The 23,457-nt window shown below is 66.5% G+C and carries 20 protein-coding genes; 13 read left to right on the forward strand and 7 right to left on the reverse strand.

From position 1 onward, the window contains the following. Positions 1–19: 19 nt before the first annotated feature. Entirely contained in the window at positions 20–703 is a 684-nt protein-coding gene (locus FFI97_RS06460) for a GntR family transcriptional regulator (RefSeq protein WP_095745340.1), read from the reverse strand. A gap of 123 nt (positions 704–826) precedes the next feature. Between FFI97_RS06460 and FFI97_RS06465 the strand changes: the two genes are divergently transcribed. From FFI97_RS06465 to FFI97_RS06475, 3 genes are read left to right on the forward strand one after another with little or no spacing between them, the layout of a single operon-like run. Continuing rightward, complete coding sequence (locus FFI97_RS06465; RefSeq protein ID WP_139701592.1) at positions 827–1,513, forward strand: DUF2848 domain-containing protein; 687 nt, start codon at positions 827–829, stop codon at positions 1,511–1,513. Between the two features lie 16 nt (positions 1,514–1,529). Further along, positions 1,530–2,888 (forward strand): amidase, encoded by a 1,359-nt coding sequence (locus FFI97_RS06470; RefSeq protein WP_139701591.1) that lies wholly within the window; start codon positions 1,530–1,532, stop codon positions 2,886–2,888. Between the two features lie 37 nt (positions 2,889–2,925). Further along, positions 2,926–3,912, forward strand: a complete 987-nt coding sequence (locus FFI97_RS06475; protein WP_139701590.1) for a Bug family tripartite tricarboxylate transporter substrate binding protein — start codon at positions 2,926–2,928, stop codon at positions 3,910–3,912. A gap of 49 nt (positions 3,913–3,961) precedes the next feature. Here the strand turns inward: FFI97_RS06475 and FFI97_RS06480 are convergent, their stop codons facing one another. From FFI97_RS06480 to FFI97_RS06505, 6 genes are all read right to left on the reverse strand, one after another. Beyond that, the gene (locus FFI97_RS06480; protein WP_139701589.1) at positions 3,962–4,747 is read right to left on the reverse strand and encodes a peptidylprolyl isomerase; all 786 of its coding nucleotides are present in this window, start codon (positions 4,745–4,747) and stop codon (positions 3,962–3,964) included. Positions 4,748–4,876: 129 nt separating this feature from the next. Then, positions 4,877–5,158 carry a BolA family protein gene (locus FFI97_RS06485; RefSeq protein WP_139701588.1) on the reverse strand — a complete coding sequence of 94 codons (282 nt, stop codon included), beginning with the start codon at positions 5,156–5,158 and terminating at the stop codon, positions 4,877–4,879. Then, positions 5,155–5,694: a septation protein A gene (locus FFI97_RS06490; RefSeq protein ID WP_139701587.1), complete on the reverse strand. Its 540-nt coding sequence runs from the start codon at positions 5,692–5,694 to the stop codon at positions 5,155–5,157. The genes FFI97_RS06485 and FFI97_RS06490 overlap by 4 nt, the downstream gene beginning before the upstream one ends. Further along, positions 5,691–6,104, reverse strand: a complete 414-nt coding sequence (gene msrB / locus FFI97_RS06495) for a peptide-methionine (R)-S-oxide reductase MsrB (protein WP_070060682.1) — start codon at positions 6,102–6,104, stop codon at positions 5,691–5,693. Before msrB ends, FFI97_RS06490 begins: the two co-directional genes overlap by 4 nt. Beyond that, complete coding sequence (locus FFI97_RS06500) at positions 6,101–7,582, reverse strand: protein adenylyltransferase SelO (protein ID WP_139701586.1); 1,482 nt, start codon at positions 7,580–7,582, stop codon at positions 6,101–6,103. The genes msrB and FFI97_RS06500 overlap by 4 nt, the downstream gene beginning before the upstream one ends. Positions 7,583–7,655: 73 nt before the next feature. Next, complete coding sequence (locus tag FFI97_RS06505; RefSeq protein WP_139701692.1) at positions 7,656–8,747, reverse strand: AraC family transcriptional regulator; 1,092 nt, start codon at positions 8,745–8,747, stop codon at positions 7,656–7,658. 149 nt (positions 8,748–8,896) lie between these two features. Here FFI97_RS06505 and FFI97_RS06510 point away from each other — a divergent pair, with 149 nt between their 5' ends. From FFI97_RS06510 to FFI97_RS06555, 10 genes are all read left to right on the forward strand, one after another. After that, positions 8,897–10,729 carry a carboxylesterase/lipase family protein gene (locus FFI97_RS06510; RefSeq protein ID WP_139701585.1) on the forward strand — a complete coding sequence of 611 codons (1,833 nt, stop codon included), beginning with the start codon at positions 8,897–8,899 and terminating at the stop codon, positions 10,727–10,729. Positions 10,730–10,808: 79 nt separating this feature from the next. Beyond that, entirely contained in the window at positions 10,809–12,695 is a 1,887-nt protein-coding gene (locus tag FFI97_RS06515) for a CocE/NonD family hydrolase (RefSeq protein WP_139701584.1), read from the forward strand. A gap of 114 nt (positions 12,696–12,809) precedes the next feature. Continuing rightward, a complete protein-coding gene (locus tag FFI97_RS06520; RefSeq protein ID WP_139701583.1) occupies positions 12,810–14,453 on the forward strand; it encodes a 3-(methylthio)propionyl-CoA ligase in 1,644 nt (547 codons plus the stop codon). A gap of 140 nt (positions 14,454–14,593) precedes the next feature. Further along, positions 14,594–15,823 (forward strand): branched-chain amino acid ABC transporter substrate-binding protein, encoded by a 1,230-nt coding sequence (locus FFI97_RS06525; protein WP_062471303.1) that lies wholly within the window; start codon positions 14,594–14,596, stop codon positions 15,821–15,823. A gap of 201 nt (positions 15,824–16,024) precedes the next feature. Next, entirely contained in the window at positions 16,025–17,266 is a 1,242-nt protein-coding gene (locus FFI97_RS06530; protein ID WP_139701582.1) for a branched-chain amino acid ABC transporter substrate-binding protein, read from the forward strand. A gap of 83 nt (positions 17,267–17,349) precedes the next feature. Continuing rightward, positions 17,350–18,303 (forward strand): branched-chain amino acid ABC transporter permease, encoded by a 954-nt coding sequence (locus FFI97_RS06535; RefSeq protein ID WP_062471309.1) that lies wholly within the window; start codon positions 17,350–17,352, stop codon positions 18,301–18,303. A 4-nt stretch (positions 18,304–18,307) separates the two neighbouring features. Next, positions 18,308–19,633, forward strand: coding sequence for a branched-chain amino acid ABC transporter permease (locus FFI97_RS06540; protein WP_062471312.1), 1,326 nt, complete (start codon positions 18,308–18,310; stop codon positions 19,631–19,633). After that, positions 19,634–20,410 (forward strand): ABC transporter ATP-binding protein, encoded by a 777-nt coding sequence (locus FFI97_RS06545; protein ID WP_062471315.1) that lies wholly within the window; start codon positions 19,634–19,636, stop codon positions 20,408–20,410. Between the two features lies 1 nt (position 20,411). Further along, positions 20,412–21,107, forward strand: coding sequence for an ABC transporter ATP-binding protein (locus FFI97_RS06550; protein ID WP_062471318.1), 696 nt, complete (start codon positions 20,412–20,414; stop codon positions 21,105–21,107). 237 nt (positions 21,108–21,344) lie between these two features. Beyond that, complete coding sequence (locus FFI97_RS06555; RefSeq protein WP_139701581.1) at positions 21,345–23,447, forward strand: 3-hydroxyacyl-CoA dehydrogenase NAD-binding domain-containing protein; 2,103 nt, start codon at positions 21,345–21,347, stop codon at positions 23,445–23,447. Positions 23,448–23,457 lie beyond the last annotated feature (10 nt).

Below are 23,457 nucleotides of genomic sequence, written 5' to 3' on the forward strand. Positions count from 1 at the left end.
GCGCCTGAAGCGCCGTCGATCAGCGCTGGCTGTTCAGCATCGACGCCTTGAACGACAGCACATGCGTCTTCGCCGCTTCGGCCGCTGCATCGGCGTCATGCCGCTGCAGCGTGGCGACGATGGTGCGGTGCTCTTCGATCACTTCGGCCAGATGCCCCTCGGCGGCCAATGAAATCGCCCAGAAGCGCTGCGAGCGCGCGTGCAGCACGCTCAGGATGTCCTGCAGCATCGCGTTGCGCGCCGCCGCAGCGATCTTTTCGTGAAAGAGGCGGTCCAGGTTCATGACCGACATCGCATCGCGCCGCTGCGCCGCTGCCTCGAACTGCTCGGCGATGGCCTGCAGCTCGGCCAGCTCGGCCTCGGTGATGGCCGCCGCGGCCAGGCGCATGCACAGCACCTCGTTCACCAGCCGGACCTCGATGAGCTCCAGCGCGTCGTTGATCGACAGCGGCGAAGCCATCGCGCCCTTGCGCGGAATGATGCGGACCAGGCCCTCGGCCGACAGACGGTGCAGCGCCTGGTTCACCGGCGTGCGGCCCACGCCCAGCCGCTCCATCACCTGGGCGGTGTTGAGGTACTCCCCGGGCTTGTAGGCCAGGGTCACCAGGGCTTCCTTCAGGCGCAGGTAGGCGGTTTCGTTGAGGGAGATGGCTGCTTCGGGCCGCCGGACGGGGGCTTTGCGGGCGGGCGTGGCTGCGTTCATCGGGGCGGGAGGGTCATGGTGGAGTTCCCCGATGGTACCTGCGGGAAATCCCTTTGAAGTTTCTGTGGACTCACTGTAATATCGTTGTGAAATTTCACTGAAACTTCAATCGAGCTGCCACCCATGAAACTGTCTTTCGAACTTCCCGAGGGAAGTGCCCCGTCAACGCTGAGCTTCGAGGCCCGGCACCTCGTGATCGCCGGCTGGACCGGGCGCGACACCGCCGCCATCGAGCACCACATCGAGGAACTCGCCGAACTCGGCGTGCCCGCGCCCAGCGCCGTGCCGCTGTTCTACCGGGTGGCCACCCAGCAGCTGAGCCAAGCCGATGTGGTGCAGGTGGTGGGGGCCGACACCTCGGGCGAGGTCGAGCCGCTGCTGTTCCTGCACGGGGGCGAGTTCTTCGTCTCGATCGGCTCGGACCACACCGACCGCGCGCTGGAAGCGCACAGCGTGGCGCTGTCCAAGCAGATCTGTGTGAAGCCCGTGGCGCGCAGCGCCTGGCGGCTGGCCGACGTGCAGGAGCGCTGGGACACGCTGGTGCTGCGTTCGTGGATCGAGGAGGGCGGTGAATGGCGCCTCTACCAGGAAGGCACGCTGGCCGCGCTGCGTCCGCCGGCCGATCTGCTGGCGCGCTGCGCCGCGGCTGACGGCGAACCGGCCGACGGCTTCGCGATGACCTGCGGCACGGTCGGCGCCATCGGCGGCATCCGCCCGGCGGCGCGTTTTCGCATGGAGCTGGTCGACGAACACACGGGCCGCCGCATCGCGCACGAGTACCGCGCGGTTTCGCTGCCGATCGTCGCCTGACGCACGAGGACCGCTCATGTCCGCCGCGATCTCCCTCGAAGCCGCCCGCGCCGAACTGGCCACAGGCCGCACCACCTCCGCCGCGCTGACCGCATCGGCACTGCAACGCATCGCCGACCCTGCCGGCGAAGGCGCGCGCACCTTCACGCGCGTGCTGGCAGACCGTGCCCGGCACCTCGCGCGCGCCTCCGACAGCCTGCGCGAAGCCGGCGTCGTGCGTTCTCCGCTCGAAGGCCTGCCGGTCTCCGTCAAGGACCTGTTCGACGTGGCCGGTGAAACGACGACCGCCGGCTCCGTCGTGCTGCGCGACGCGCCGCCCGCCGCGCACGACGCCGAGGCCGTGCAGCGCCTGCTGTCGGCTGGCGCGGTGCTGGTGGGCAAGACCAACATGACCGAGTTCGCGTACTCCGGCCTCGGCCTCAATCCGCACTACGGGACGCCGGCCAATCCGTGGCAGCGCAGCGAGCGGCGCATTCCCGGCGGTTCATCCTCGGGCGCGGCCGTGGCGGTGGCCGACGGCCTGTGCGTCGCCAGCGTCGGCAGCGACACGGGCGGCTCGGCGCGCATTCCGGCGGCGCTGTGCGGTATCACCGGCTTCAAGCCGACGGCGCGCCGCATGCCCGGCACCGGGCTCGTGCCGCTGTCGCACAGCCTCGACGCGGTCGGCGTGATGGCGCTCGACGTGGCCGGCTGCGCGGCCATGGATGTGGTGCTGTCCGGCGTGTCCGAGGCGCCCCGAACGCAGCACCTGCGCCAGGCCCGCTTCGCGGTGCCGACCACGCTGGTGCAGGACGGCATGGACGCCCACGTCGCCGCCACGTTCCGACGCGCGCTGCAGCGCCTCTCGGCCGCCGGCGCGCAGCTGGTCGAGCTGGCGGTGCCCGAGTTCGACGAGCTCGCGGCCATCAACGCCGCAGGCGGCTTCAGCGCCGCGGAGTCATGGGCGTGGCATGCCGAGCTGATCGAACGCAGCGGCAGCGGCTACGACCCGCACGTGCTCAGCCGCATCCTGCGCGGCAAGGACTTCACGGCGCGCGCCTACCTCGCGCTGCAAGCACAGCGGGCCGACTGGCAACTTCGCGTGGCCGCGCGCCTGGGCGAATTCGACGGCTGGCTCATGCCGACCGTGCCGCTGGTGGCGCCGCGCATCGAGGCGCTCGAAGCCGACGAAGCGCAGTACGTCGCCGTCAACGCCGCGATGCTGCGCAACCCCTCCATCGTCAACTTCATGGACGGCTGCGCCATCTCCTTGCCCTGCCACGCGGCCGGCGACGCGCCCGTGGGCCTGAGCCTTGCTGGCCTGCCGATGCGCGACGCCGCGCTGCTCGCGTGGGCCGCCGACATCGAACGCACCCTGCGCGCCACCGCCGATTGATCCGTCTGCCCACCCTCAAGAAACTCCGGAGAACCTCATGACCCAGCGCTTTCGTTTCCCGCTCGCCTCGCTCGCCTGTCTTGCCGCCGGCCTGGCGTGCATCGTGCCCGCCGCCCATGCGCAGGATGCCTATCCGTCCAAGCCGATCCGCATGGTCGTGCCGTTCCCACCGGGCGGCAGCATCGACATGACGGCGCGCCTGGTCGGCCAGAAGCTCTCGACGGCGCTGGGCCAGCCCGTGCTGGTGGACAACCGTCCCGGCGCCAGCGGTAACATCGGCATGGACTACGTCGCCAAGGCCCCGAAGGACGGCTACACCTTGCTGATGGTGCACACCGGCCTGGCCTCCAACGGGCACATGTTCGCGAAGCTGCCCTATGACCCGATCAAGGATCTGGCGCCCGTGATCCGCGTGGCCGACCAGCCCAACGTGCTCATCATGAATCCCAAGTGGACGTTCAAGAATGTCGGCGAGCTGGTGGCCTATGCCAAGGCCAACCCCGGCAAGCTCAGCGTCGGCACCTCGGGCGTGGGCGGCCCGCAGGACGTGGCCGCGCGCCGCTTCATGCAGATGACCGGCACCGATCTGCTCAACGTGGCCTACAAGGGCGGGGCGCCCGCGCTGTCCGACCTCGTCGGCGGCCAGATCGACATGATGTTCGAGACCTCGCCGACCGCCGTGCCCTACGCCAAGAGCGGCAAGCTGAAGGCGCTGGCGGTCACAGGCGACAAGCGCGTGTCGACCTTGCCCGACGTGCCGACGGTGGCCGAGTCCGGTGTGCCGGGCTACCGCTTCATGGGCTGGGTCGGCCTGGTGGCGCCGGCCGGAACCCCGGCACCGGTCATCGCCAAGCTCAACGAGCAGGTGCAGGCGCTGCTCAAGAACGCCGACACGCAAAAGCAGTTCACCGACCTCAGCCTGGAAGTCATCGGCGGCTCGACAGCGGACTTCACAAGCTTTGTGCGCAAGGAGTCGAACGACTACGCCCGGTTCGTCAAAGACTTCAACATCACGCCGCAATGAAAAAAGCCCCGCGACTGCGGGGCTTTTTGCTGGGCGATGGGCCGCAGGCTTACTCGACCTTTGCCTTCGCACGCAGGTCTTCCTGGTACTTCTGCAGGCGCTGCTGCTGCAGCTGCTGCGTGATCTGCGGCTTCACTTCTTCCAGCTTCGGCAGTTGAGCCTGGCGGATGTCGTCGACGCGGATGATGTGATAGCCGAACTGGGTCTTGACCGGGGCAGGGGTGGTCTCGCCCTTCTTTAGCTTGATCATCGCTTCCGAGAACTCGGGCACGAAGCTGGCGGGGTTGGCCCAGTCGAGGTCGCCGCCGTTGGCGCCCGAACCCGGGTCCTTGCTCTGCTTCTTGGCGATGTCTTCGAACTTGGCGCCCTTCTTCAGGTCGGCCATGATCTTCTTGGCCTGGTCTTCGGTTTCGACCAGGATGTGGCGGGCCTTGAATTCCTTGCCGCCGTTGGCTGCCACGAACTTGTCGTACTCGGCCTTCACGTCGGCGTCGGACACCGCGTTGGTCTTGCGGTAGTTCTCGAACAGCGCGCGGATCAGAATGGCCTGGCGGGCGAGTTCGAGCTGGTTCTTGTAGTCCTCGGTGGCGTCCAGGCCTTGCTTCTGCGCTTCCTGCATGAACACTTCGCGCGCCACGATTTCCTCGCGCAGCTGGCCTTGCATCTCGGGCGTCACCGGGCGGCCGGCTGCCGCCAGCTGCTGGGCCAGGACGTCCATGCGGGCCTTGGGCACCGGCTTGCCGTTGACGATGGCTGCGTTCTGCGCCAGGGCCGACAGGGGGAGTGCACCGATCAGCGCTGCGGCCGCAACGGCCTGCAAGATGTGTTTTTTCATGAAATGAATATCAGGCTGGAGAGGAAATGCGCGTGTAGGAAAAGGCGCGGGAAAGAAAGCAGGAATCAGGAGAAAAGAAGGAGAGGGTGGGCGGCCGCGGCGAACGCGGCAAGCAACCGATTGGACGACTCAGAGCACCTCGATGGCGATGGCGTGCAGACCCTGTGCGATAAAAACTTGGAGGGCATCATACACAAGCCGATGCCGCGCCACGCGGGGCTTTCCGTCGAACAGCGGGGAGGCGATGCGCACCCGGAAATGCGTGCCGTAGCCCTCGGCGTTGGCGCCCGCATGGCCCGCGTGGGCGGCGCTTTCGTCGATCACTTCGAGCTGCGTGGGCGAAAGCGATGCGCGCAGCGCCGCCTCGAGCGCGGCCACGGTGGGCAGGGGGAAGGTCGTGGTGGTGGTCATGCGGTCGGCTTGTCTTCCTTGAGGTGCGGCGCGATGTACAGGCCCTGCGCCACCAGGAAGACGATCGGGAACACATAGCCCCAGAGCTTGAAGTTGACCCAGGCCTCGGTCGTGAAGTACGCCGCCACGTAGCCGTTGATCGCGGCCATGAACACGCAGTAGCCGATCCACGCCACGTTGAGCCGGCCCCAGATGCGCTCGGGCAGCTCGAGCTGCGCGCCCAGCAGCATCTTCAGGAAGTTCTTCTTCAGCGCCCACAGCGCCACGGCCAGCGCGATCGCCATGGCGCCGTACAGCACCGTCGGCTTCCACTTGATGAAGCGGTCGTCGTGCAGCACCAGCGTGAGCGTGCCAAACAAGAGGATCAGCACCAGCGTGGCCTTCTGCATCGCCTGCAGCTTGCGTTCCATGGCGTAGATGACGGCCATCTGCACCACGGTGGCGGCCATCAGCACGCCGGTGGCGGTGTAGATGTCGGCGAACTTGTAGGCGCCGAAGAACAGCAGGATCGGAAAGAAGTCGAGGAGCAGTTTCATTTCTTCTTCTGGAAGTCGAGCGACGCCGAGTTCATGCAGTAGCGCAGGCCGGTTTCGGTGGGGCCGTCGGGGAACACGTGGCCCAGGTGGGCGCCGCAATTGGCGCAGACGTTCTCGGTGCGCACCATACCGTGCGAGCGGTCGACGATGTTGCGGATGGCGCCGGGCACCGCTTCTTCGGAGAAGCTGGGCCAGCCGCAGCCGGCATCGAACTTGGTGGCCGCTTCGAACAGCTTGGCGCCGCAGCAGATGCAGTGGTAGGTGCCGTCGTCCCAGTGGGCTTCGTACTTGCCGGTGAAGGGGCGTTCGGTGGCGGCGTGGCGCGTCACCTCGAAGGCGGCGGGTTCGGCGCCCTTCTCAGCGAGCAGGGCTTTCCATTCGGCGTCGGTTTTCTGTACGGGCGTGGTCATGAGGAGCAGCTGATTTCGATCGTGGAGGCCCAGTCGGGCGGAAAGCCGGCGTAGTCGTCGGCACCGGGGTGTTCTTCACATGGGGTTTGGAGCAGCGTCAGCAAGGTTGCCACACCCGCGTGGTCCTTTTGCTGACTGGCTTCGATGGCCTGCTGGCCCAGGTGGTTCCGCAGCACGAACTTGGGGTTCGACTGCAGCATCAATTTTGCCGCTTCGGCGCGCTGCGATTGTGCATGGCGCTCCGAAAAAGAGAGCATCCAGGCATCGAAGCCGGCCCGGTCGAGGAACAGGTCGCGCACCGGCTCCACGTTGCCGTCGGCCATGTGGTTCGACAGGCGGCGCCAGAAGATGGTGTGGTCGACCTTCTCGGCCGCCATCAGCTTGAGCACGTCCTCGATGAGCGCGCGGTCGCCCTCGGCAGGTGCCGTGAGGCCCAGCTTGGCGCGCATGCGGTCTTCGAAGGCGTTGGGGAACACGGTCTTGTACGACTCCAGCGCGGCCACGGCGATTTCCTGGTCGCCGATCAGCGGCAAGAGTGCCTGCGCCAGGCAGAACAGGTTCCAGTAGGCGACGTTGGGCTGCTGGTTGAAGGCGTAGCGGCCCTGGGTGTCGCTGTGGTTGCAGATGTGGCGCGGGTCGAAGCCATCGAGGAACTGGAACGGCCCGTAGTCGATGGTGAGCCCGAGGATGCTCATGTTGTCGGTGTTCATCACCCCGTGGCAAAAGCCCACGGCCTGCCACTGTGCGAGCAGGGCGGCGGTGCGCTCGCTCACGGCCTCGAGGAAGGCGGCGTAGGCATTGCCGTTGAAGCGCGCGGTGGCGCGGCACTCGGGGTAGTAGCGGTCGATGACGTAGTCGGCCAGCGCGCGCAGCTCGTCTTCGCGTTGGTTGGCGGCGAAGTGTTCGAAGTGGCCGAAGCGGATGAAGCTGGGCGCCACGCGGGTGACCACGGCAGCGCTTTCCAGCTCTTCGCGGCGCACGCGGGCGTCGGAGCCCGTCACGCACAGCGCGCGCGTGGTCGGAATGCCCAGGCCGTGCATGGCCTCGCTGCACAGGAACTCGCGGATGCTCGAACGCAGCACGGCGCGGCCGTCGCCGCCGCGCGAATAGGGCGTGCGCCCCGCGCCCTTGAGCTGCACTTCGAGCCCGCCCTCGGTCTCGCCGAGCAGGATCGCGCGTCCGTCGCCCAGTTGCCCGGCCCAGACGCCGAACTGGTGGCCGCTGTAGACCGTGGCGAATGGCCGAGTGCCCGCGACCGGCAGGCTGCCGGTGAGGGCGGCAAGCGTCGTGTCCGACTCGCGCCAGCCGGGCGGCAGGCCCAGCTCGCGCGCCACGGCGTCGCTGTGGCCGACCCAGTACGGATCGGGCAGCGGCGTGGGGCGCAGTTCGGTGAAAAAGGCGGGGCCCAGCGTCGAAAAGCCGGGCTTCCAGCGCAGGCCCAGGTCGGCGACCGGGGTGTCTTCGGCTAACAAGCTCATGCCCGGATTGTCCGGCAGCGCGCGAAACCCCTGGCCGCGGAGGCCATCGGGCGCGTGGGGCGGGCGGCGCCGCTCAGTTCAGCAGCGCGCCGCGCAGCGCCCCGGCGCCGTCGAGCGCGAGGCTGGCGCGGTACTGGGCCGGCGGCAGGCCGAACCAGCGCTTGCAGGCGCGAAAGAAGTTGCTGACGTCCACGAAGCCCAGCCGGTCGGCCACGTCCGCGAGCGTGTGGCGCTGTTCGGCCAGGTACTGCTTGGCGAGTTCGCGGCGGGTGCGGTCGAGCAGCGCCTGGAACGACACCGACTCCTCCTGCAGGCGGCGCTGCAGCGTGCGGTCGGCCAGCCCCAGGCCCGAGGCCACGTCCTGGCGGCGCGGCTCGCCGTGCTGCAGCCGGCGCGCGATCTCGGCGCACACCAGGCTGGCGGTGGTGGTCTGGCCCAGCAGGTTGAGCTGGTCGTCGAGCAGGTGCTCCTGCATCTCGCCCAGGGCCGGGTGGTGGGTGGGCAGCGGCATGGTCATGTCGGCCGACGACAGCAGCACGCGGTTGGCGGGCGCGTTGAAGCGGATCTCGCAGCCGAAGGCCTCGCGGTGCAGCCGGTCGTTGGCCGGCGGCGGGTAGACGAATTCCATGGCCAGCGGCTGCAGCTCGCGCCGCGTGAGCCACTGGCACTGCATGAGCACGGTCAGCAGGGCGTACTCGACGCGCTGGCGCGGGATCGGCAGGCTGCCACCGGTGTGTTCCATGACCATCCAGCAGCCGCGCGCGTCGGACTGCAGCGAGAACGCGGTGGCGTCGGAGATCACGGCCATGTAGCGCGTGAGCCGCGTGAGCGCCGCGCCCAGGGTGGGGCTGCAGGCCATGGCGTGGCCCACGGTGCCCAGCTTGCTGTGCGTGGCGGCCAGGTCGCGGTCCAGACCCAGCGTGGGCCGACCGGCGTGCGCCACGGCCACCTGCCACAGCACGGAGATCTCGTCGACCGGGATGCGCGCGTTCTGGCGGTGCAGCGAGTCGGGGTCGAAGCCGGCATCGCGCAGCAGCGTGGGCACGTTCAGCCCCTCGGCCTCGAACATCGACAGCACCCCCTCCAGCCATGCGGCCGAGCTGGTGCGCAGCTCCGGCTGCGGACATCCGGGGCGGCGCGACGGCCGGCGCGAATGGCGCGGCAGGGAGGCTTCTGAAGTCATTCGATTGGCTCGCTTGCGATAGCGGTGAAAACGGGGCCGGTTCCTAGAATTTTTCCAGTGCACGGCGGCCCGGAGTATGGGTGCCGCGCGCCAAGCCAGGAATTCCGATTAACCCGGTGTGGAGACAAAACATGAAGACAACGACAACAGCACAAGACCAGGGTGCGGCAGGACAGACGGCGATGGCGCGCGCCATCGCCACCGTGGCCACGCTGGCCGCCGCGGCGGCGCTTGCAGCCTGCGGTGGCGGTTCGTCCGGGGCGACCGCCTTTCCCGTGTTGCCGCCTGCACCGGCTCCGGCACCCGCGCCCGCTCCGGCACCCGCCGCCGACGGCCCCATGGTGCGCCAGACCACGGCCGGCAAGGTCGAGGGCTCGGACGACAGCGCCAGGAACGGCACCTGGTCCTGGAAGGGTGTTCCGTTCGCCCAGCCGCCGGTCGGCGCGCTGCGCTGGCGCGCACCGGTCGAGCCCGAAGCCTGGACCGGCATCCGCCCGGCCAAGGCCTTCGGCAACGCCTGCCTGCAGATCGGCCGGATCTTCAGCCCCGGCACCAGCAACACCTACGACGCCACCATCGGCACCAACCTGGGCAAGCCGGTCGGCAGCGAAGACTGCCTGTTCGTCAACATCTGGCGTCCGGCCACCACCGAGAAGAACCTGCCGGTGCTGTTGTTCATCCATGGCGGCAGCAATATTTCGGGTTACACGGCCGATCCGCTGTACGACGGAGCGGCGCTGGCCAAGGCCACCAATGCGGTGGTCATCACCGCCAGCTACCGCCTGGGCATCCTGGGTTTCTTGAACATGCCGCAGCTGCGGCCGGGCGGCAGCGCGGGCGACGACTCGGGCAACTTCGCGCTGCTGGACAACATGGCGGCGCTGCGCTTCATCCAGGGCAACGTCGCCAACTTCGGCGGCGACCCGGGCAACGTCACGCTGTCGGGCGAATCGGCCGGTGCGACCAACCTGCTGGCGGTGATGACCTCGCCGATGGCCAAGGGCCTGTTCCACAAGGCCTTCGAGATGAGTGGTGGCATTTCGCTCAAGACCAATCTGCCGCCCGGGACGCTGCCGACGCTGCAGCCGGCTTCGGCCTCGCTGACGCAGGGCCAGACCATCCTCGAAAAGCTGCTTGTCGCCGACGGCACCGTGGCCGATGAAGCGGCGGCCAAGGTCTACATCGGCACGCGCTCGCCGGCGCAGATCGCCGAGTACCTGCGTGCGCAAGAGGGTGGGGCGCTGCTGACCAAGGTCACGGCAGCCGGGCAGGGCAACGTGGCGCCCATTCCCGACGGCACAGTGCTGCCGTCGGACCCGATCGGCGCCATCGCGGCCGACAAGTACGTCAAGGTGCCCATGCTCGCGGGCAACACGCGCGACGAGGGCAAGCTCTTCGCGTCGCTGCTGGGCACCATCGGCTTCCCGACGTCGGGCTGGATCGTCACCGATGCCCCGCGCTTCTCGATGATGTTCAACTTCAACCCCGATGCTGCGCCCACGCTCACGGTGGACCACATCATCGACCCGTTCTACCTTCCGGTAGACAAGGCCCGCACCGGCTACAACGCGGCCACCGCGCTCATCACGAAGGGGCTCTTCGAGGCCAACCGCGACAACCTGCTCAACACCATGAAGACGCGCCAGTCGAACATCTGGCACTACCGTCTCGACTGGTCGCAGGAGGCCGCGCCGTGGAACGACGTGTACGGCGCATCGCACGCCTTCGACCTGCCGTTCGTGTTCGGCAACTTCGAGGGTTCGCTGCTCAGCAACGTGATGGGCGGCAAGGCCAACGAGAAGGGGCGCGTGGCGCTGTCGAAGGCTGTCATGGCCAGCGTCGGGGCCTTCATGCGCAACGGCGACCCGAACACGCCCGAGCTCGGTGCCACCTGGGGAACGTGGCCCTCGCAGTTGCTGCTCGACGCCACGCCCACCGCCACGAAGATCACCGCGGCGCCCTGATCAAAGGGATCGCCGTCCTGCCCCGAGACGCGCCTGGGCAACGCGCGCCATCCATCAAAACGATCACAGAGACAACACCATGAGGATTTCCATGCACCCCCGCCGATGGCGCCTTGCCGCGTCGCTGCTTGCCACCCTGGCGGGCCTTGCGGCCTGCGGCGGCGGTTCGTCGGGCGGCAGCGGGTTCAGCTTCTTTCCTCCCGTCGCCGAAACGCCACCCGCGCAGCCGCCGGTCGCGCCCGAGACGGGCCCGGTCCGCAAGTGGGGCTACATCACGCTGCCCGACGGCAACCGGATGCGCTATTCGCTGCTGCTGCCCAGCGGAGGCAACGCCACCTATCCGCTGCTGGTCGAGTACGACGGCTACAGCTCGGGCTCGGCCCCGAACATCGGCCAGCGCTGGCTGGCCGAGGGCTATGCGGTGATGGGCCTGAACGTGCCGGGCACCGGCTGCTCGACGGGCGACGACCAGGTCTTCGACGCCAGCACCGGCGCGGCCGGTGCCTTCGCCCTCGAATGGGCCGGCAAGCAGCCGTGGTCGAACGGCAAGATCGGCATGATCGGCTACTCGTACTCCGGCTACAACCAGCTGTGGGTGGCGGCGCACCGGCCCAAGGGCCTGCTAGCGATCACGCCCAGCAAGAACGTGACCGACCCGTACCGCGACGTGGGCTACCCGGGCGGCATCAAGAACGTCGGCTTTCCCGCGCAGTGGTGGGGCGGCTTCCCGGCCACCTGGACCCGCGCGGCCGCGCTGGCCGCCAAGCTCGACGGCGACACGGAGTGCGCCAAGACCGTGGCCGACAACATCGAGAAGCTCAAGCGCCCCGATCTCGACCTGACCAAGTGGCTCGAGAACCCGTATGCCGACGGCCTCTACGTGAAACGCAGCGCGTTTCACGAGACCGGCAAGATCGACATTCCCGCACTGGGCACCCAGTCGTGGCAGGACGAGCAGATCGGTCCGCGCTCTGGCTACTACGAAGACACCATGGCGCCCGAAAAGATGTGGCTCGTCAGCTCCAACGGCGACCACCACACCAACGTCACCTCCGACTACATCGACGGCACGCTCAAGCGCTTTCTCGCCCATTTCGTGAAGGGCGAGGACAACGGTTTCGAGAAGGAGCCGCACGTGCGCTTGCTGCAGGAAATGCAGCAGACCGACCAGAAGGCGATCAACGGCGCCGCCAAGCTGAAGCAGACGGCCGTGGCCGAGTTCGACCGCCTGCCGGTCAAGGTCAAGCCGATGCGCCTGTGGATGCAGCCGGGCGGCGGGCTCGCCGATGCCAAGCCGAGCGCCGGCGCGGCCTCGTCCGACTACCGCTATCCGGCCAAGAGCCCGGTGGTGAACAACCCGGCCGCCGAAGGCTGGCAGGCCGTGGCCGACGCGGAAAAGGACGGCCAGCTCACCTTCACCACCGCCGCCTTGCCCGAGGACCTGAGCTTCTACGGGGAAGGCTCGGCCGACCTGTACCTGAGCGCCACCGCCGACAGCACCGACCTGCAGGTCACGGTGTCGGAAGTGCGGCCCGACGGCAAGGAGATGTTCGTGCAGCGCGGTTGGTTGCGCGCCTCCAAGCGGGCGCTCGACGCCAGCCGCTCCACCGAGCTGCGCCCCTTCGGCGACTTCACCCAACCGAAGGAAGCGCCGCTGCAGTCCGGCCAGGCCAACCTGGTGCGCATCGAGATCCAGAAGTTCGCCCATGTCTTTCGCGCCGGCTCCAGCATCCGCGTGACGGTGGACTCGCCGTCGCAGACCGGCTTCTGGCTGTTCGGCAACGACACGAGGCCTTCGACCAACACGCTGTGGCACCAGGGCGCGAACGCGTCGAGCATCGTGCTGGGCTACGTCGCCTACCCGCATGCGGCCGCGCTGCCCGAGTGCGGCAAGACGCTGCGCCAGCCGTGCCGCACCAACGTGGTGACGGTGCCCGCGGGCACTGGTCCGAAGGCGCCCACTTGAGCCGCTTCGTTCAATCATGCAGTGCGGGTTTGTGTCATTGTGCAAGTGGCCGAAGCTTGCGTGAATCTCTCGTTCGCAACGCTTTTTGAAGTCATTTCACATAGGAGTCCGTAGATGCTGGGTTTGATGCAAGACCAACCGCTTTTGATCTCGTCGCTGATCGAGTTCGTCGAGCGCCACAACGGCGACGGCGAGATCGTCTCGCGCCGTGTCGAGGGCGATATCCACCGCTGCACCTGGAGCGACATCGCATCGCGCGCCAGGCAGGTGGCCAATGCGCTGGACGGCGAGCAACTGCTGTTCAGCGACCGCATCGCCACCCTGGCCTGGAACGGCTACCGCCACCTGGAGCTGTACTACGGCGTGAGCGGCAGCGGCCGCGTGCTGCACACCATCAACCCGCGCCTGCACCCCGACCAGATCGCGTGGATCGCCAACCATGCCGAAGACCAGATCCTGTGCTTCGACCTGAGCTTCCTGCCGCTGGTGCAGGCGGTGCATGCGCGTTGTCCCACGATCCGGAAATGGGTTGCACTGTGTGATGCCGACAAGCTGCCGGCCGACAGCGGCGTGCCCAACCTCGTGAGCTACGAGGCCTGGATCGGCACGCAGTCCACCACCTACGACTGGCCCACCTTCGACGAGAACTCGGCCTCGAGCATGTGCTACACGAGCGGCACCACGGGCAACCCGAAGGCCGCGCTGTACAGCCACCGCTCGACCATGCTGCATGCCTACGCTGCCGCGCTGCCCGACGTCATGCGCATCTCGGCGCAGGACTCGGTGCTGCCGGTGGTGCCGATGTTCCACGTCAACGCCTGGGGCATTCCGTATTCGGCCGCGCTGGTGGGCTGCAAGCTCGTGTTCCCGGGCCCGTCGCTGGACGGCAAGTCGGTGTACGAGCTCATCGAAGCCGAAGGCGTGACCTTCGCGGCCGGCGTGCCCACCGTGTGGCAGATGATGCTGGGCCACATGCAGACCAACGGCCTGAAGTTCAGCAAGCTGAACCGCACCGTCATCGGCGGCTCGGCCTGCCCGCCGGCCATGATCACGGCGTTCCAGGAGAGCTACAACGTCGAGGTGCTGCATGCCTGGGGCATGACCGAGATGAGCCCGCTGGGCACGCTGTGCACGCTGAAGAACAAGCACCTGTCGCTGCCCGCCGATGCACAGCTGCAGATCCGCATGAAGCAGGGCCGCGCCATCTTCGGCGTCGACATGAAGATCGTCGACGGCAACGGCGACGAGCTGCCCTGGGACGGCAAGGCCTACGGCGACCTGTTGGTCAAGGGCCCCTGGGTCGTCAAGGAGTACTACAAGGGCGAGGGCGGCAATCCGCTGGTCGCCGACGCCGCAGGCCGCGGCTGGTTCCCCACCGGCGACGTGGCCACCATCGACGCCGAGGGCTACCTGCAGATCACCGACCGCAGCAAGGACGTGATCAAGTCCGGCGGCGAGTGGATCAGCTCCATCGACATCGAGAACATCGCCGTCGCGCACCCGGCCATCGCCATGGCGGCGTGCATCGGCGTGTTCCACCCCAAGTGGGACGAGCGCCCGATCATCGCCGTCGTGAAGAAGCCCGGCGCAGAAGTCACCCGCGAGGAGCTGCTGAAGTTCTACGAGGGCAAGACCGCCAAGTGGCAGATCCCCGACGACGTGGTGTTCGTGGAGGCCATTCCGATCGGCGCCACCGGCAAGATCCTCAAGACCAAGCTTCGCGAACTGCTCAAGGACTACAAGCTGCCGGGCCTCTGAAGCACGGCCAAAGCCCACCCGCACTGTCGCGCACGCGATAGGAAGGCCGCCCCGGCGGCTTTCCTTCCGGGCATTCCCTGTGCGGCGAAGAAAAGGGCGCTTGTACGCTGGCGTCCCGCCTTTCAACCAGGAGACTCTTCATGCACTTCGGTATCAAGTCAGTGGCCGCCTGCGCCATGTTGGTGAGTGTTTCAGCGTCGTTCGCCCAGAAGGGCGAAACCGTCAAGATCGCCTGGCTGGACCCGCTGTCGGGTCTGATGGCGGCCGTGGGCACCAACCAGCTCAAGACGACCCAGTACCTGGCTGACGAGTTCAACAAGAAGAATGCGTCGGGCGTGAAGTTCGAGATCATCGCGATCGACAACAAGCTGAGCCCGCAGGAGACCACCGCGGCGCTGCGCTCGGCGCAGGACCAGGGCGCGCGCTACATCACCCAGGGCAACGGCTCGGGCCCGGCGCTCGCGATCATCGACGCCGTCGAGAAGAACAATGCGCGCAATCCCGGCAAGGAACTGCTCTACCTGAACTACGCGGCGGTCGATCCCGACCTCACCAACAGCAAGTGCAGCTACTGGCACTTCCGCCTCGATGCCGACACCTCCATGAAGATGGAAGCGCTGACCACCTGGATGAAGGACCAGGCCGACATCAAGAAGGTCTACATCCTGGGCCAGAACTACTCCCACGGCCAGCAGGTGTCCAAGTTCGCCAAGGACAACCTCAAGACCAAGCGCCCCGACATCCAGATCGTGGGCGACGACCTGCACCCGCTCGCGCAGGTGCGCGATTTTTCGCCCTACATCGCCAAGATCAAGGCCTCGGGCGCCGACACGGTCATCACCGGCAACTGGGGCTCCGACCTCTCGCTGCTCATCAAGGCGGCGAACGACTCGGGGCTGGACGTCAAGTTCCTCACGTACTACGCACCGGGCGCCGGCACGCCCACGGCCATGGGTGCCACCTCGGCAGGCAAGGTCTACACCGTGGCCTATGCCCACTACAACATGGGCGGCGAAATCCAGCGGCTGCTGACCGGCTACAAGAAGAAGATGAACGACGACCTGACGCAGTCCTCGATCTATCACACCTTCGCATTGCTCGATGCCGCGTTCGTGCAGACCAAGTCGACCGACCCCGTCAAGGTGGCTGCGGCCCTCGAAGGCATGAAGATCAAGAGCTTCAACGGCGAGGTCGAGATGCGCAAGGCCGACCACCAGCTGCAGCAGGGCCTGTACATCTCGCGCTGGGAGAAGGCCAGCGCCAAGTACCCCTACGACGCCGAGAACACCGGCTACACCAACGTCCCCGTGAAGTATTACGAGTCGTATGTGGCGAGCACGCCCACGACCTGCCAGATGAAGCGCCCCTAGGCGTCTTTGTGAACGCATTTCCTACCCATCGGTAGAAGATACCTACCGCCGGGTAGCAAAAGAAGGAAATGCACTGTCGCCTGCGCGATAGATACGTGCCTTTGCAGCCCCTTCCTTACGGGCATTCCCTGAGGGGTGGGGTGGCAAAGACTTGTACGCTTGTGCAGCGTTTTTGATATCGGTTTGACCAGGAGATATAGATTGAAGTTCGCTCTGAAGATCGCTACCGCCGCCGTGCTCGCGGCAACTGCCGCCGGTGCATTTGCCCAGAAGGGTGAGACCGTCAAGATCGCGTGGCTGGACCCGCTGTCGGGCCTGATGGCGGCCGTCGGTACCAACCAGCTCAAGACCTTCCAGTTCCTGGCCGAAGAATTCAACAAGAAGAACGTGGCCGGCGTGAAGTTCGAGGTCATCGGCATCGACAACAAGCTCAGCCCGCAGGAAACCACCGCCGCGCTGCGCTCGGCCATGGACCAGGGCGCGCGCTACGTGGTGCAGGGCAACGGCTCCGGCCCGGCGCTGGCCATCATGGACGCGCTCGAAAAGCACAACGCCCGCAACCCGGGCAAGGAAGTCGTGTACTTCAACTACGCGGCCGTCGATCCCGACCTGACCAACAGCAAGTGCAGCTACTGGCACTTCCGCCTCGACGCCGACACCTCCATGAAGATGGAAGCCCTGACCACCTTCATGAAGGACCAGGCCGACATCAAGAAGGTTTACCTGATCAACCAGAACTACTCGCACGGCCAGCAGGTCGCGAAGTACGCCAAGGACAACCTCAAGACCAAGCGCCCCGACGTGCAGATCGTCGGCGACGACCTGCACCCGCTGGCCCAGGTGCGCGACTTCGCGCCCTACATCGCCAAGATCAAGGCTTCGGGCGCCGACACCGTCATCACCGGCAACTGGGGCTCCGACCTCGCGCTGCTCATCAAGTCGGCCAACGACGCGGGCCTGAACGTCAAGTTCTACACCTACTACGCCGTGACCAACGGCACGCCGACCGCCATGGGCGCGGCCTCGGACGGCAAGGTCTACATGGTGGGCTACAGCCACTACAACGCGCCGGGCCCGATCGCGCCGATGATGAACGAGTTCAAGAAGCGCTTCAACGAAGACCTGTACACGACGTCGCCGTACACCGTGTACGCGATGCTCGCCGAAGCCTTCGTGCGCACCAAGTCGACCGACCCCGTCAAGGTGGCCGCCGCCATGGAAGGCATGAAGTTCAAGAGCTTCAACGGCGACGTCGAGATGCGCAAGTCCGACCACCAGCTGCAGCAGGGCCTGTGGATCACGCGCTGGCAGAAGGCCGACGCGAAGAGCCCGTACAGCCCGGAAAACACCGGCTACACGCTGGCACCGGTCAAGTACTACGAGCCCTACGTCTCGAGCACGCCCACCTCGTGCCAGATGAAGCGACCCGGCGGCGCCTCCTGATCGCCTGCTGATCGCCCCCTGACCGGTCGAGGCCCGACTTCAACACTCGGGCCTCTTTCTTTTTCAACCGACACGGAAGACCGATGAACGTCGAATTCTTCGTCATCTCACTGCTCAACGGCGTCAGCTACGGCCTGCTGTTGTTCATGCTGAGCTCTGGCCTTACGCTGATCTTCAGCATGATGGGTGTGCTCAACTTTGCACACGCCAGCTTCTACATGCTGGGCGCCTATTTCGCCTACACCCTGTCAGGCATCGTCGGCTTCTGGCCCGCGCTCTTTCTCTCGCCGCTGCTGGTAGGCGCACTGGGCGCGGCCTTCGAACGCTACAGCCTGCGCCGGGTCCACAAGTTCGGCCACGTGCCCGAGCTGCTGGTGACCTTCGGTCTTTCGTACCTCATCCTCGAACTGGTCCAGCTGGTCTGGGGTCGCTCCACGGTGCCCTACGGCCTGCCCGAGGCGCTGCAGGGCCCGCTGTTCTCGCTGTACGGCACGCAGTTCCCCAAGTCGCGCTCGTTCATCATGCTGGTGGCGATGCTCATGCTGGTGTCCGTGTGGTTGCTGCTCACGCGCACCCGCATCGGCCTGGTGATCCAGGCGGCGCTGAAGCACCCCGACATGGTCGAGGCGCTGGGCCACAACGTGCCGCGCGTGTTCATGCTGGTGTTCGGCGGCGGCGCCGCGCTGGCCGGCCTGGCGGGCGTGATCGGCGGCAACACCTACGTCACCGAACCGGCCATGGCCGGCTCGGTCGGCACCATCATCTTCGTGGTGGTGGTGGTCGGCGGCATGGGCTCGCTGGCCGGCGCCTTCCTGGCGTCGCTGCTGATCGGCATCATCCAGACCTTCGCCGTGGCGCTGGACCACTCGCTGGCCACCGCGCTGCAGGCCCTGGGCGTGGCCGTGACCGACCAGACCTTCGGCTACGAGCTGCTCAAGCTCACCATCTCGCAGGTCGCACCGATCCTGCCGTACCTGTTCCTCGTGCTGATCCTCATCTTCCGCCCGAAGGGTCTTCTGGGCACCCGGGAGGACTGACACCATGACCACCGCAACCACCACTTCACCGACGACCCCGACGCGGTACTACCGCTTCAAGCCCTGGAACATCGGGCGCTACCTGGTCTGGGCGCTGTTCGCCCTGGTGCTGATCATCTCGCCGATGCTGTTCAAGAGCAGCCTGGCGCTGACGATGCTCTCGCAGATGGGCTATCTGATCATCATCTGCCTGAGCTACAACATCCTGCTGGGGCAGGGCGGCATGCTGAGCTTTGGCCATGCCGTCTACACCGGCCTGGGCTCGTTCATCGCCATCCACGCGATGAACATGGCGACCAAGGGCGGCCCGACGATTCCGCTGGTGCTCATTCCGCTCGTCGGCGGGCTGGCGGGGATGTTCTTCGCCATCCTGCTGGGCTTCGTGACCACCAAGAAGTCGGGCACCACCTTCGCCATGATCACCATGGGCATCGGCGAGCTCGTGGCCTCGATGGCGCTGATGTTCCCCAGCTTCTTCGGCGGCGAGGGCGGCATCACCACCGACCGCGTGTACGGCCCGAGCTTCTTCGGCTTCACCTTCGGTCCGCAGATCCAGGTGTACTACCTGATCGCCGCGTACTGCTTCGTGTGCACGGCCCTGATGTATGCCTTCACCGGCACGCCGCTGGGCCGCATGCTGAACGCGGTGCGCGACAACCCGGAGCGCGTGGAGTTCATCGGCTACAACACGCAGCGCGTGCGCTACTTCGCGTTCATCATCGCGGGCTTCTTCGCCGGCATCGGCGGCGGCCTGGCCTCGATCAACTTCGAGATCGTGAACGCGGCCGACAGCCTGAACGCCATCCGCTCGGGCGGCTACCTGCTGTTCACCTTCCTGGGTGGCGCGGTGTTCTTCTTCGGCCCGATCATCGGCGCGGTGCTGCTGGTGTTCGCCTCGATCCTGCTGTCCGAACTGTCGAAGGCCTGGCAGCTGTACTTCGGCCTGGTGTTCGTGTTCATGGTGATGTTCGCCCCCGGCGGCATCGCCAGCCTGGTCATGATGAACCTGCGCGTGGCCAAGTTCGGCAAGTTCAACCGCTTCTGGGGCCTGTACGCCGCGCTCGCCGTGGCCCTGGTGCCGGTGGTGGTCGGCGCTGCCGCGCTGATCGAGATGATCTATCACATCCAGCTCAACGCGGCGATGGGTCCGGACCTGAAGTTCTTCGGCACCATGCTGAACACGGCGGGCGTGACCAGCTGGCTGGGCGCCATCGCGATCCTGGCCGTCGGCCTGGGCCTGCTCGAGGTGGCACGGCGCCGCTTCGTGCGGGTCTGGGGCCAGGCGCAGGAAGAGATCGAAGCAGAAATCAAACGTCGGGAGGCGGCGTAAATGAGCGCGCAATACGCATTGGAACTGAAGGCGCTGCGCAAGAATTTCGGCAAGACCGAAATCATCCGCGGCGTGGACCTGGCGGTGAAGGCCGGCGAACGCATCGCCGTGATCGGGCCGAACGGCGCGGGCAAGTCGACGCTGTTCAACCTGATCAGCGGGCGGCTCACGCCCACCAGCGGCGAGGTGCTGCTCAACGGGCAGCGCATCGACGGCAAGAAGCCTTACGAAATCAACCGCCTGGGGCTGTCGCGCAGCTTCCAGATCACCAACATCTTCCCGAAGCTCAGCGTTTTCGAGAACCTGCGCTGCGGCGTGCTGTGGAGCCTGGGCTACAAGTACACCTTCCTGCGCTTTCTCTCGAACCTGGACGACGCCAACGCGCGCACCGAAGAGCTCATCAAGCAGATCGGCCTGGAGCGCAAGCGCGACGTGCATGCGGTGAACCTCACCTATGCCGAGCAGCGCGCGCTCGAGATCGGCGTGACCATTGCCGGCGGCGCCGGCGTGATCCTGCTGGACGAGCCCACGGCCGGCATGAGCAAGACCGAGACCTCGCACTTCATCTCGCTCATCAAGCACGTCACCGTCGGCAAGACGCTGTTGACGGTGGAGCACGACATGGGCGTGGTCTTCGGGCTGGCCGACAAGATCGCCGTGGTGGTCTACGGCGAGGTCATCGCCTTCGACACGCCGGCTGCCGTGCGCGCCAATGCACGCGTGCAGGAGGCGTATCTGGGTTCGTCGGTTGCCGACGCGCAAGGGGCGGGACACTGACATGCTGAAGCTTCACGACATCCACGCCTACTACGGCAAGAGCCATGTGCTGCATGGCGTTTCCTTCGACGTCCGCCCGGGCGAGATCGTGGCTCTGCTGGGGCGCAACGGCTCGGGCCGCTCGACCACCGCCAAGGCCATCATGGGCCTGGTGCATGCCGAGGGCACGCTGCAGTGGAAGGGCGGCGACATCCTGCGCCGCAAGGCCTACGAGATCGCGCACATGGGCATCGGCTACGTGCCCGAGAACCGCGACATCTTCCCCAAGCTCACGGTGCACCAGAACCTGCTCCTGGGGCAGAAGGGCTCGGGCAAGGGCAGCCGCTGGTCCTTCGACGACATGTACGGCATGTTCCCGCGCCTGAAGGAGCGCCAGCACACCGAGGCCGGCGTGCTCTCGGGCGGCGAGCAGCAGATGCTCACGCTGTGCCGCACGCTGATGGGCGACCCCGACCTGATCATCATCGACGAGCCCACCGAAGGCCTCGCGCCCAAGATCGTCGAGCTGGTGGGGCAGTACCTGCGCACGCTGAAGGACAAGGGCATCTCGGTGCTCCTCATCGAGCAGAAGCTCACCATCGCGATGCAGATCTCCGACCGCGCGCTCGTCATGGGCCACGGCAGCATCGTGTTCGACGGGACGCCCGACAGCCTGCGCGCTGACGGCACCACCCGCAGGGAGTGGCTGGAGGTTTAAGCAAACCCCCAGGCTTCGCGCACTTCGTGTCGCGCGCGTCTTCCCCCTTGCAGGGGGCAACACCTGCGGCCCGGCAAAGCCGGTTCCGCGGTGTTCCTGGAAAGTCCGGCTCTCTCTTGAGGCCCTTGTCCCGACAGCGACTGCGTGCCATTGTTCGGCCACGCAAAACGCCTAGAATCTTCGAAAAAGAACACTCGTGCTTTTTCTTCTTTTTCTTCACACACCAAGGAACGCAGCATGACGGCTGAATACAAAGTGCTCGGCGATGTCGCCGTGATCACCCTGACCAACCCGCCGGTCAACGGTCTCGGCTTCTCGACACGCATCGGCATCACCGACGGCCTGTCCAAGGCCAATGCCGACAGCGCCGTCAAGGCCATCGTCATCACCGGCGCCGGCAAGGCGTTCTCGGGCGGTGCGGACATCAAGGAGTTCGGCACGCCCAAGGCGCTGCAAGAGCCCAACCTGCTGAGCGTGATCCTCTCGCTCGAAGCCTCTCCCAAGCCCATCGTCGCAGCCATCCACTCCGTGTGCATGGGCGGCGGCCTCGAACTGGCCCTGGGCTGCCACTACCGCGTGGCCGCTCCCGGCACCAGCGTGGCACTGCCTGAAGTCAAGCTCGGCCTGCTGCCGGGCGCCGGTGGCACGCAGCGCCTGCCGCGCGTGCTCGGCGTGGAAACCGCCCTGAACATGATCGTCAGCGGCGAGCCGGTGAAGAGCGAACTGCTCGCCAGCCTGCCGGGCCAGAAGCTGTTCGACAAGCTGGCCGCCTCGGCCGAATCGGTGTTCGACGAAGCCGTCGAGTTCGCCAAGTCGGTCGCCGCCAAGGGCGGCGAGCTGCCGCTGGTGCGCAACCTGCCGTGCAAGCACCCGCAAGGCGATGCCTACTTCCAGTTCGCCAAGAACATGGTCGGCGGCATGTCGAAGAACTACCCCGCGCCGCTGAAGTGCGTCGACGCCGTGCAGGCCGCGACCAAGATGAAGTTCGACGACGGCATGGCCGAAGAGCGTCGCCTTTTCACCGCGCTGATGTTCACGCCCGAATCGCTGGCCTTGCGCCACCTGTTCATGGCCGAGCGCGCCGCGAGCAAGATTCCCGACGTGCCCGAAGACACGCCCAAGCGCGACATCAAGGCCGTGGGCGTGATCGGCGCCGGCACCATGGGCGGCGGCATCTCGATGAACTTCCTGAACGCGGGCATCCCCGTCAAGATTCTCGAGATGAAGCAAGAGGCGCTCGACCGCGGCATTGCCACCATCAAGAAGAACTACGAAGCCCAGGTCAAGAAGGGCAAGCTCAAGCAGGACAAGTACGAGCAGCGCATGGCGCTTCTGAGCACCACGCTGAGCTACGACGACCTGAAGGACGCCGACCTCATCATCGAAGCGGTCTTCGAAGAAATCGGCGTCAAGGAAAAGGTCTTCAAGGAACTCGACCGCGTCGCCAAGAAGGGCGCCATCCTGGCCTCCAACACCTCGACGCTGGACGTCGACAAGATCGCCTCGTTCACCGACCGTCCGCAGGACGTGGTCGGCATGCACTTCTTCAGCCCGGCCAACGTGATGAAGCTGCTCGAAGTGGTGCGCGGCAAGGCCACGTCCAAGGACGTGCTGGCCACCGTGATGGCCATCGGCAAGAAGATCAAGAAGACCTCGGTCGTGTCGGGCGTGTGCGACGGCTTCATTGGCAACCGCATGATCGAGCAGTACAGCCGCCAGGCCGGCTTCCTGCTGGACGAAGGCGCCACGCCGCAGCAGGTCGACAAGGCCATCGAGAAGTTCGGCTTCGCCATGGGCCCGTTCCGCATGGGCGACCTGGCCGGCAACGACATCGGCTGGGCCATTCGCAAGCGCCGCGCCGTCGAGCGCGCCGACATGAAGTACAGCCGCACGGCCGACAAGCTGTGCGAGTTGGGCCGCTTCGGCCAGAAGACCGGGGCAGGGTGGTACGACTACCAGGCCGGCAAGCGCGACGCCATCCCGTCGGAACTCGTCAACAAGATGATCGAGGACCACCGCAAGGAACTGGGCATCACGCCGCGCAAGATCTCCGACACGGAAATCGTGCAGCGCCTGGTGTTCGCCCTCGTCAACGAAGGCGCGCACATCCTGGAAGACGGCATTGCCTCCAAGTCGGGCGACATCGACATGGTGTACCTCACCGGCTACGGCTTCCCGATCTACCGCGGTGGCCCGATGCACTACGCCTCGCAGGTCGGCCTGTACAACGTGGCCGAGACGATGAAGCGCTTTGCGCTGAACCCGCGCGACGACGCCGAGTTCTGGCAGCCCGCACCGCTGATCCAGAAGCTGGTGGCCGAAGGCAAGTCCTTCAGCTGAGACTGACCCA

The sequence above is a fragment of the Variovorax sp. KBS0712 genome (assembly GCF_006323185.2).
GTDB lineage: Bacteria > Pseudomonadota > Gammaproteobacteria > Burkholderiales > Burkholderiaceae_C > Variovorax > Variovorax boronicumulans.

Bases quoted from the DNA above. Each gene is read 5' to 3' on its own strand.
- FFI97_RS06460 (WP_095745340.1), bottom strand. From the start codon at position 703: ATGAACGCAGCCACGCCCGCCCGCAAAGCCCCCGTCCGGCGGCCCGAA.
- FFI97_RS06465 (WP_139701592.1), top strand. From the start codon at position 827: ATGAAACTGTCTTTCGAACTTCCCGAGGGAAGTGCCCCGTCAACGCTG.
- FFI97_RS06470 (WP_139701591.1), top strand. From the start codon at position 1,530: ATGTCCGCCGCGATCTCCCTCGAAGCCGCCCGCGCCGAACTGGCCACA.
- FFI97_RS06475 (WP_139701590.1), top strand. From the start codon at position 2,926: ATGACCCAGCGCTTTCGTTTCCCGCTCGCCTCGCTCGCCTGTCTTGCC.
- FFI97_RS06480 (WP_139701589.1), bottom strand. From the start codon at position 4,747: ATGAAAAAACACATCTTGCAGGCCGTTGCGGCCGCAGCGCTGATCGGT.
- FFI97_RS06485 (WP_139701588.1), bottom strand. From the start codon at position 5,158: ATGACCACCACCACGACCTTCCCCCTGCCCACCGTGGCCGCGCTCGAG.
- FFI97_RS06490 (WP_139701587.1), bottom strand. From the start codon at position 5,694: ATGAAACTGCTCCTCGACTTCTTTCCGATCCTGCTGTTCTTCGGCGCC.
- msrB (WP_070060682.1), bottom strand. From the start codon at position 6,104: ATGACCACGCCCGTACAGAAAACCGACGCCGAATGGAAAGCCCTGCTC.
- FFI97_RS06500 (WP_139701586.1), bottom strand. From the start codon at position 7,582: ATGAGCTTGTTAGCCGAAGACACCCCGGTCGCCGACCTGGGCCTGCGC.
- FFI97_RS06510 (WP_139701585.1), top strand. From the start codon at position 8,897: ATGAAGACAACGACAACAGCACAAGACCAGGGTGCGGCAGGACAGACG.
- FFI97_RS06515 (WP_139701584.1), top strand. From the start codon at position 10,809: ATGAGGATTTCCATGCACCCCCGCCGATGGCGCCTTGCCGCGTCGCTG.
- FFI97_RS06520 (WP_139701583.1), top strand. From the start codon at position 12,810: ATGCTGGGTTTGATGCAAGACCAACCGCTTTTGATCTCGTCGCTGATC.
- FFI97_RS06525 (WP_062471303.1), top strand. From the start codon at position 14,594: ATGCACTTCGGTATCAAGTCAGTGGCCGCCTGCGCCATGTTGGTGAGT.
- FFI97_RS06535 (WP_062471309.1), top strand. From the start codon at position 17,350: ATGAACGTCGAATTCTTCGTCATCTCACTGCTCAACGGCGTCAGCTAC.
- FFI97_RS06540 (WP_062471312.1), top strand. From the start codon at position 18,308: ATGACCACCGCAACCACCACTTCACCGACGACCCCGACGCGGTACTAC.
- FFI97_RS06545 (WP_062471315.1), top strand. From the start codon at position 19,634: ATGAGCGCGCAATACGCATTGGAACTGAAGGCGCTGCGCAAGAATTTC.
- FFI97_RS06550 (WP_062471318.1), top strand. From the start codon at position 20,412: ATGCTGAAGCTTCACGACATCCACGCCTACTACGGCAAGAGCCATGTG.
- FFI97_RS06555 (WP_139701581.1), top strand. From the start codon at position 21,345: ATGACGGCTGAATACAAAGTGCTCGGCGATGTCGCCGTGATCACCCTG.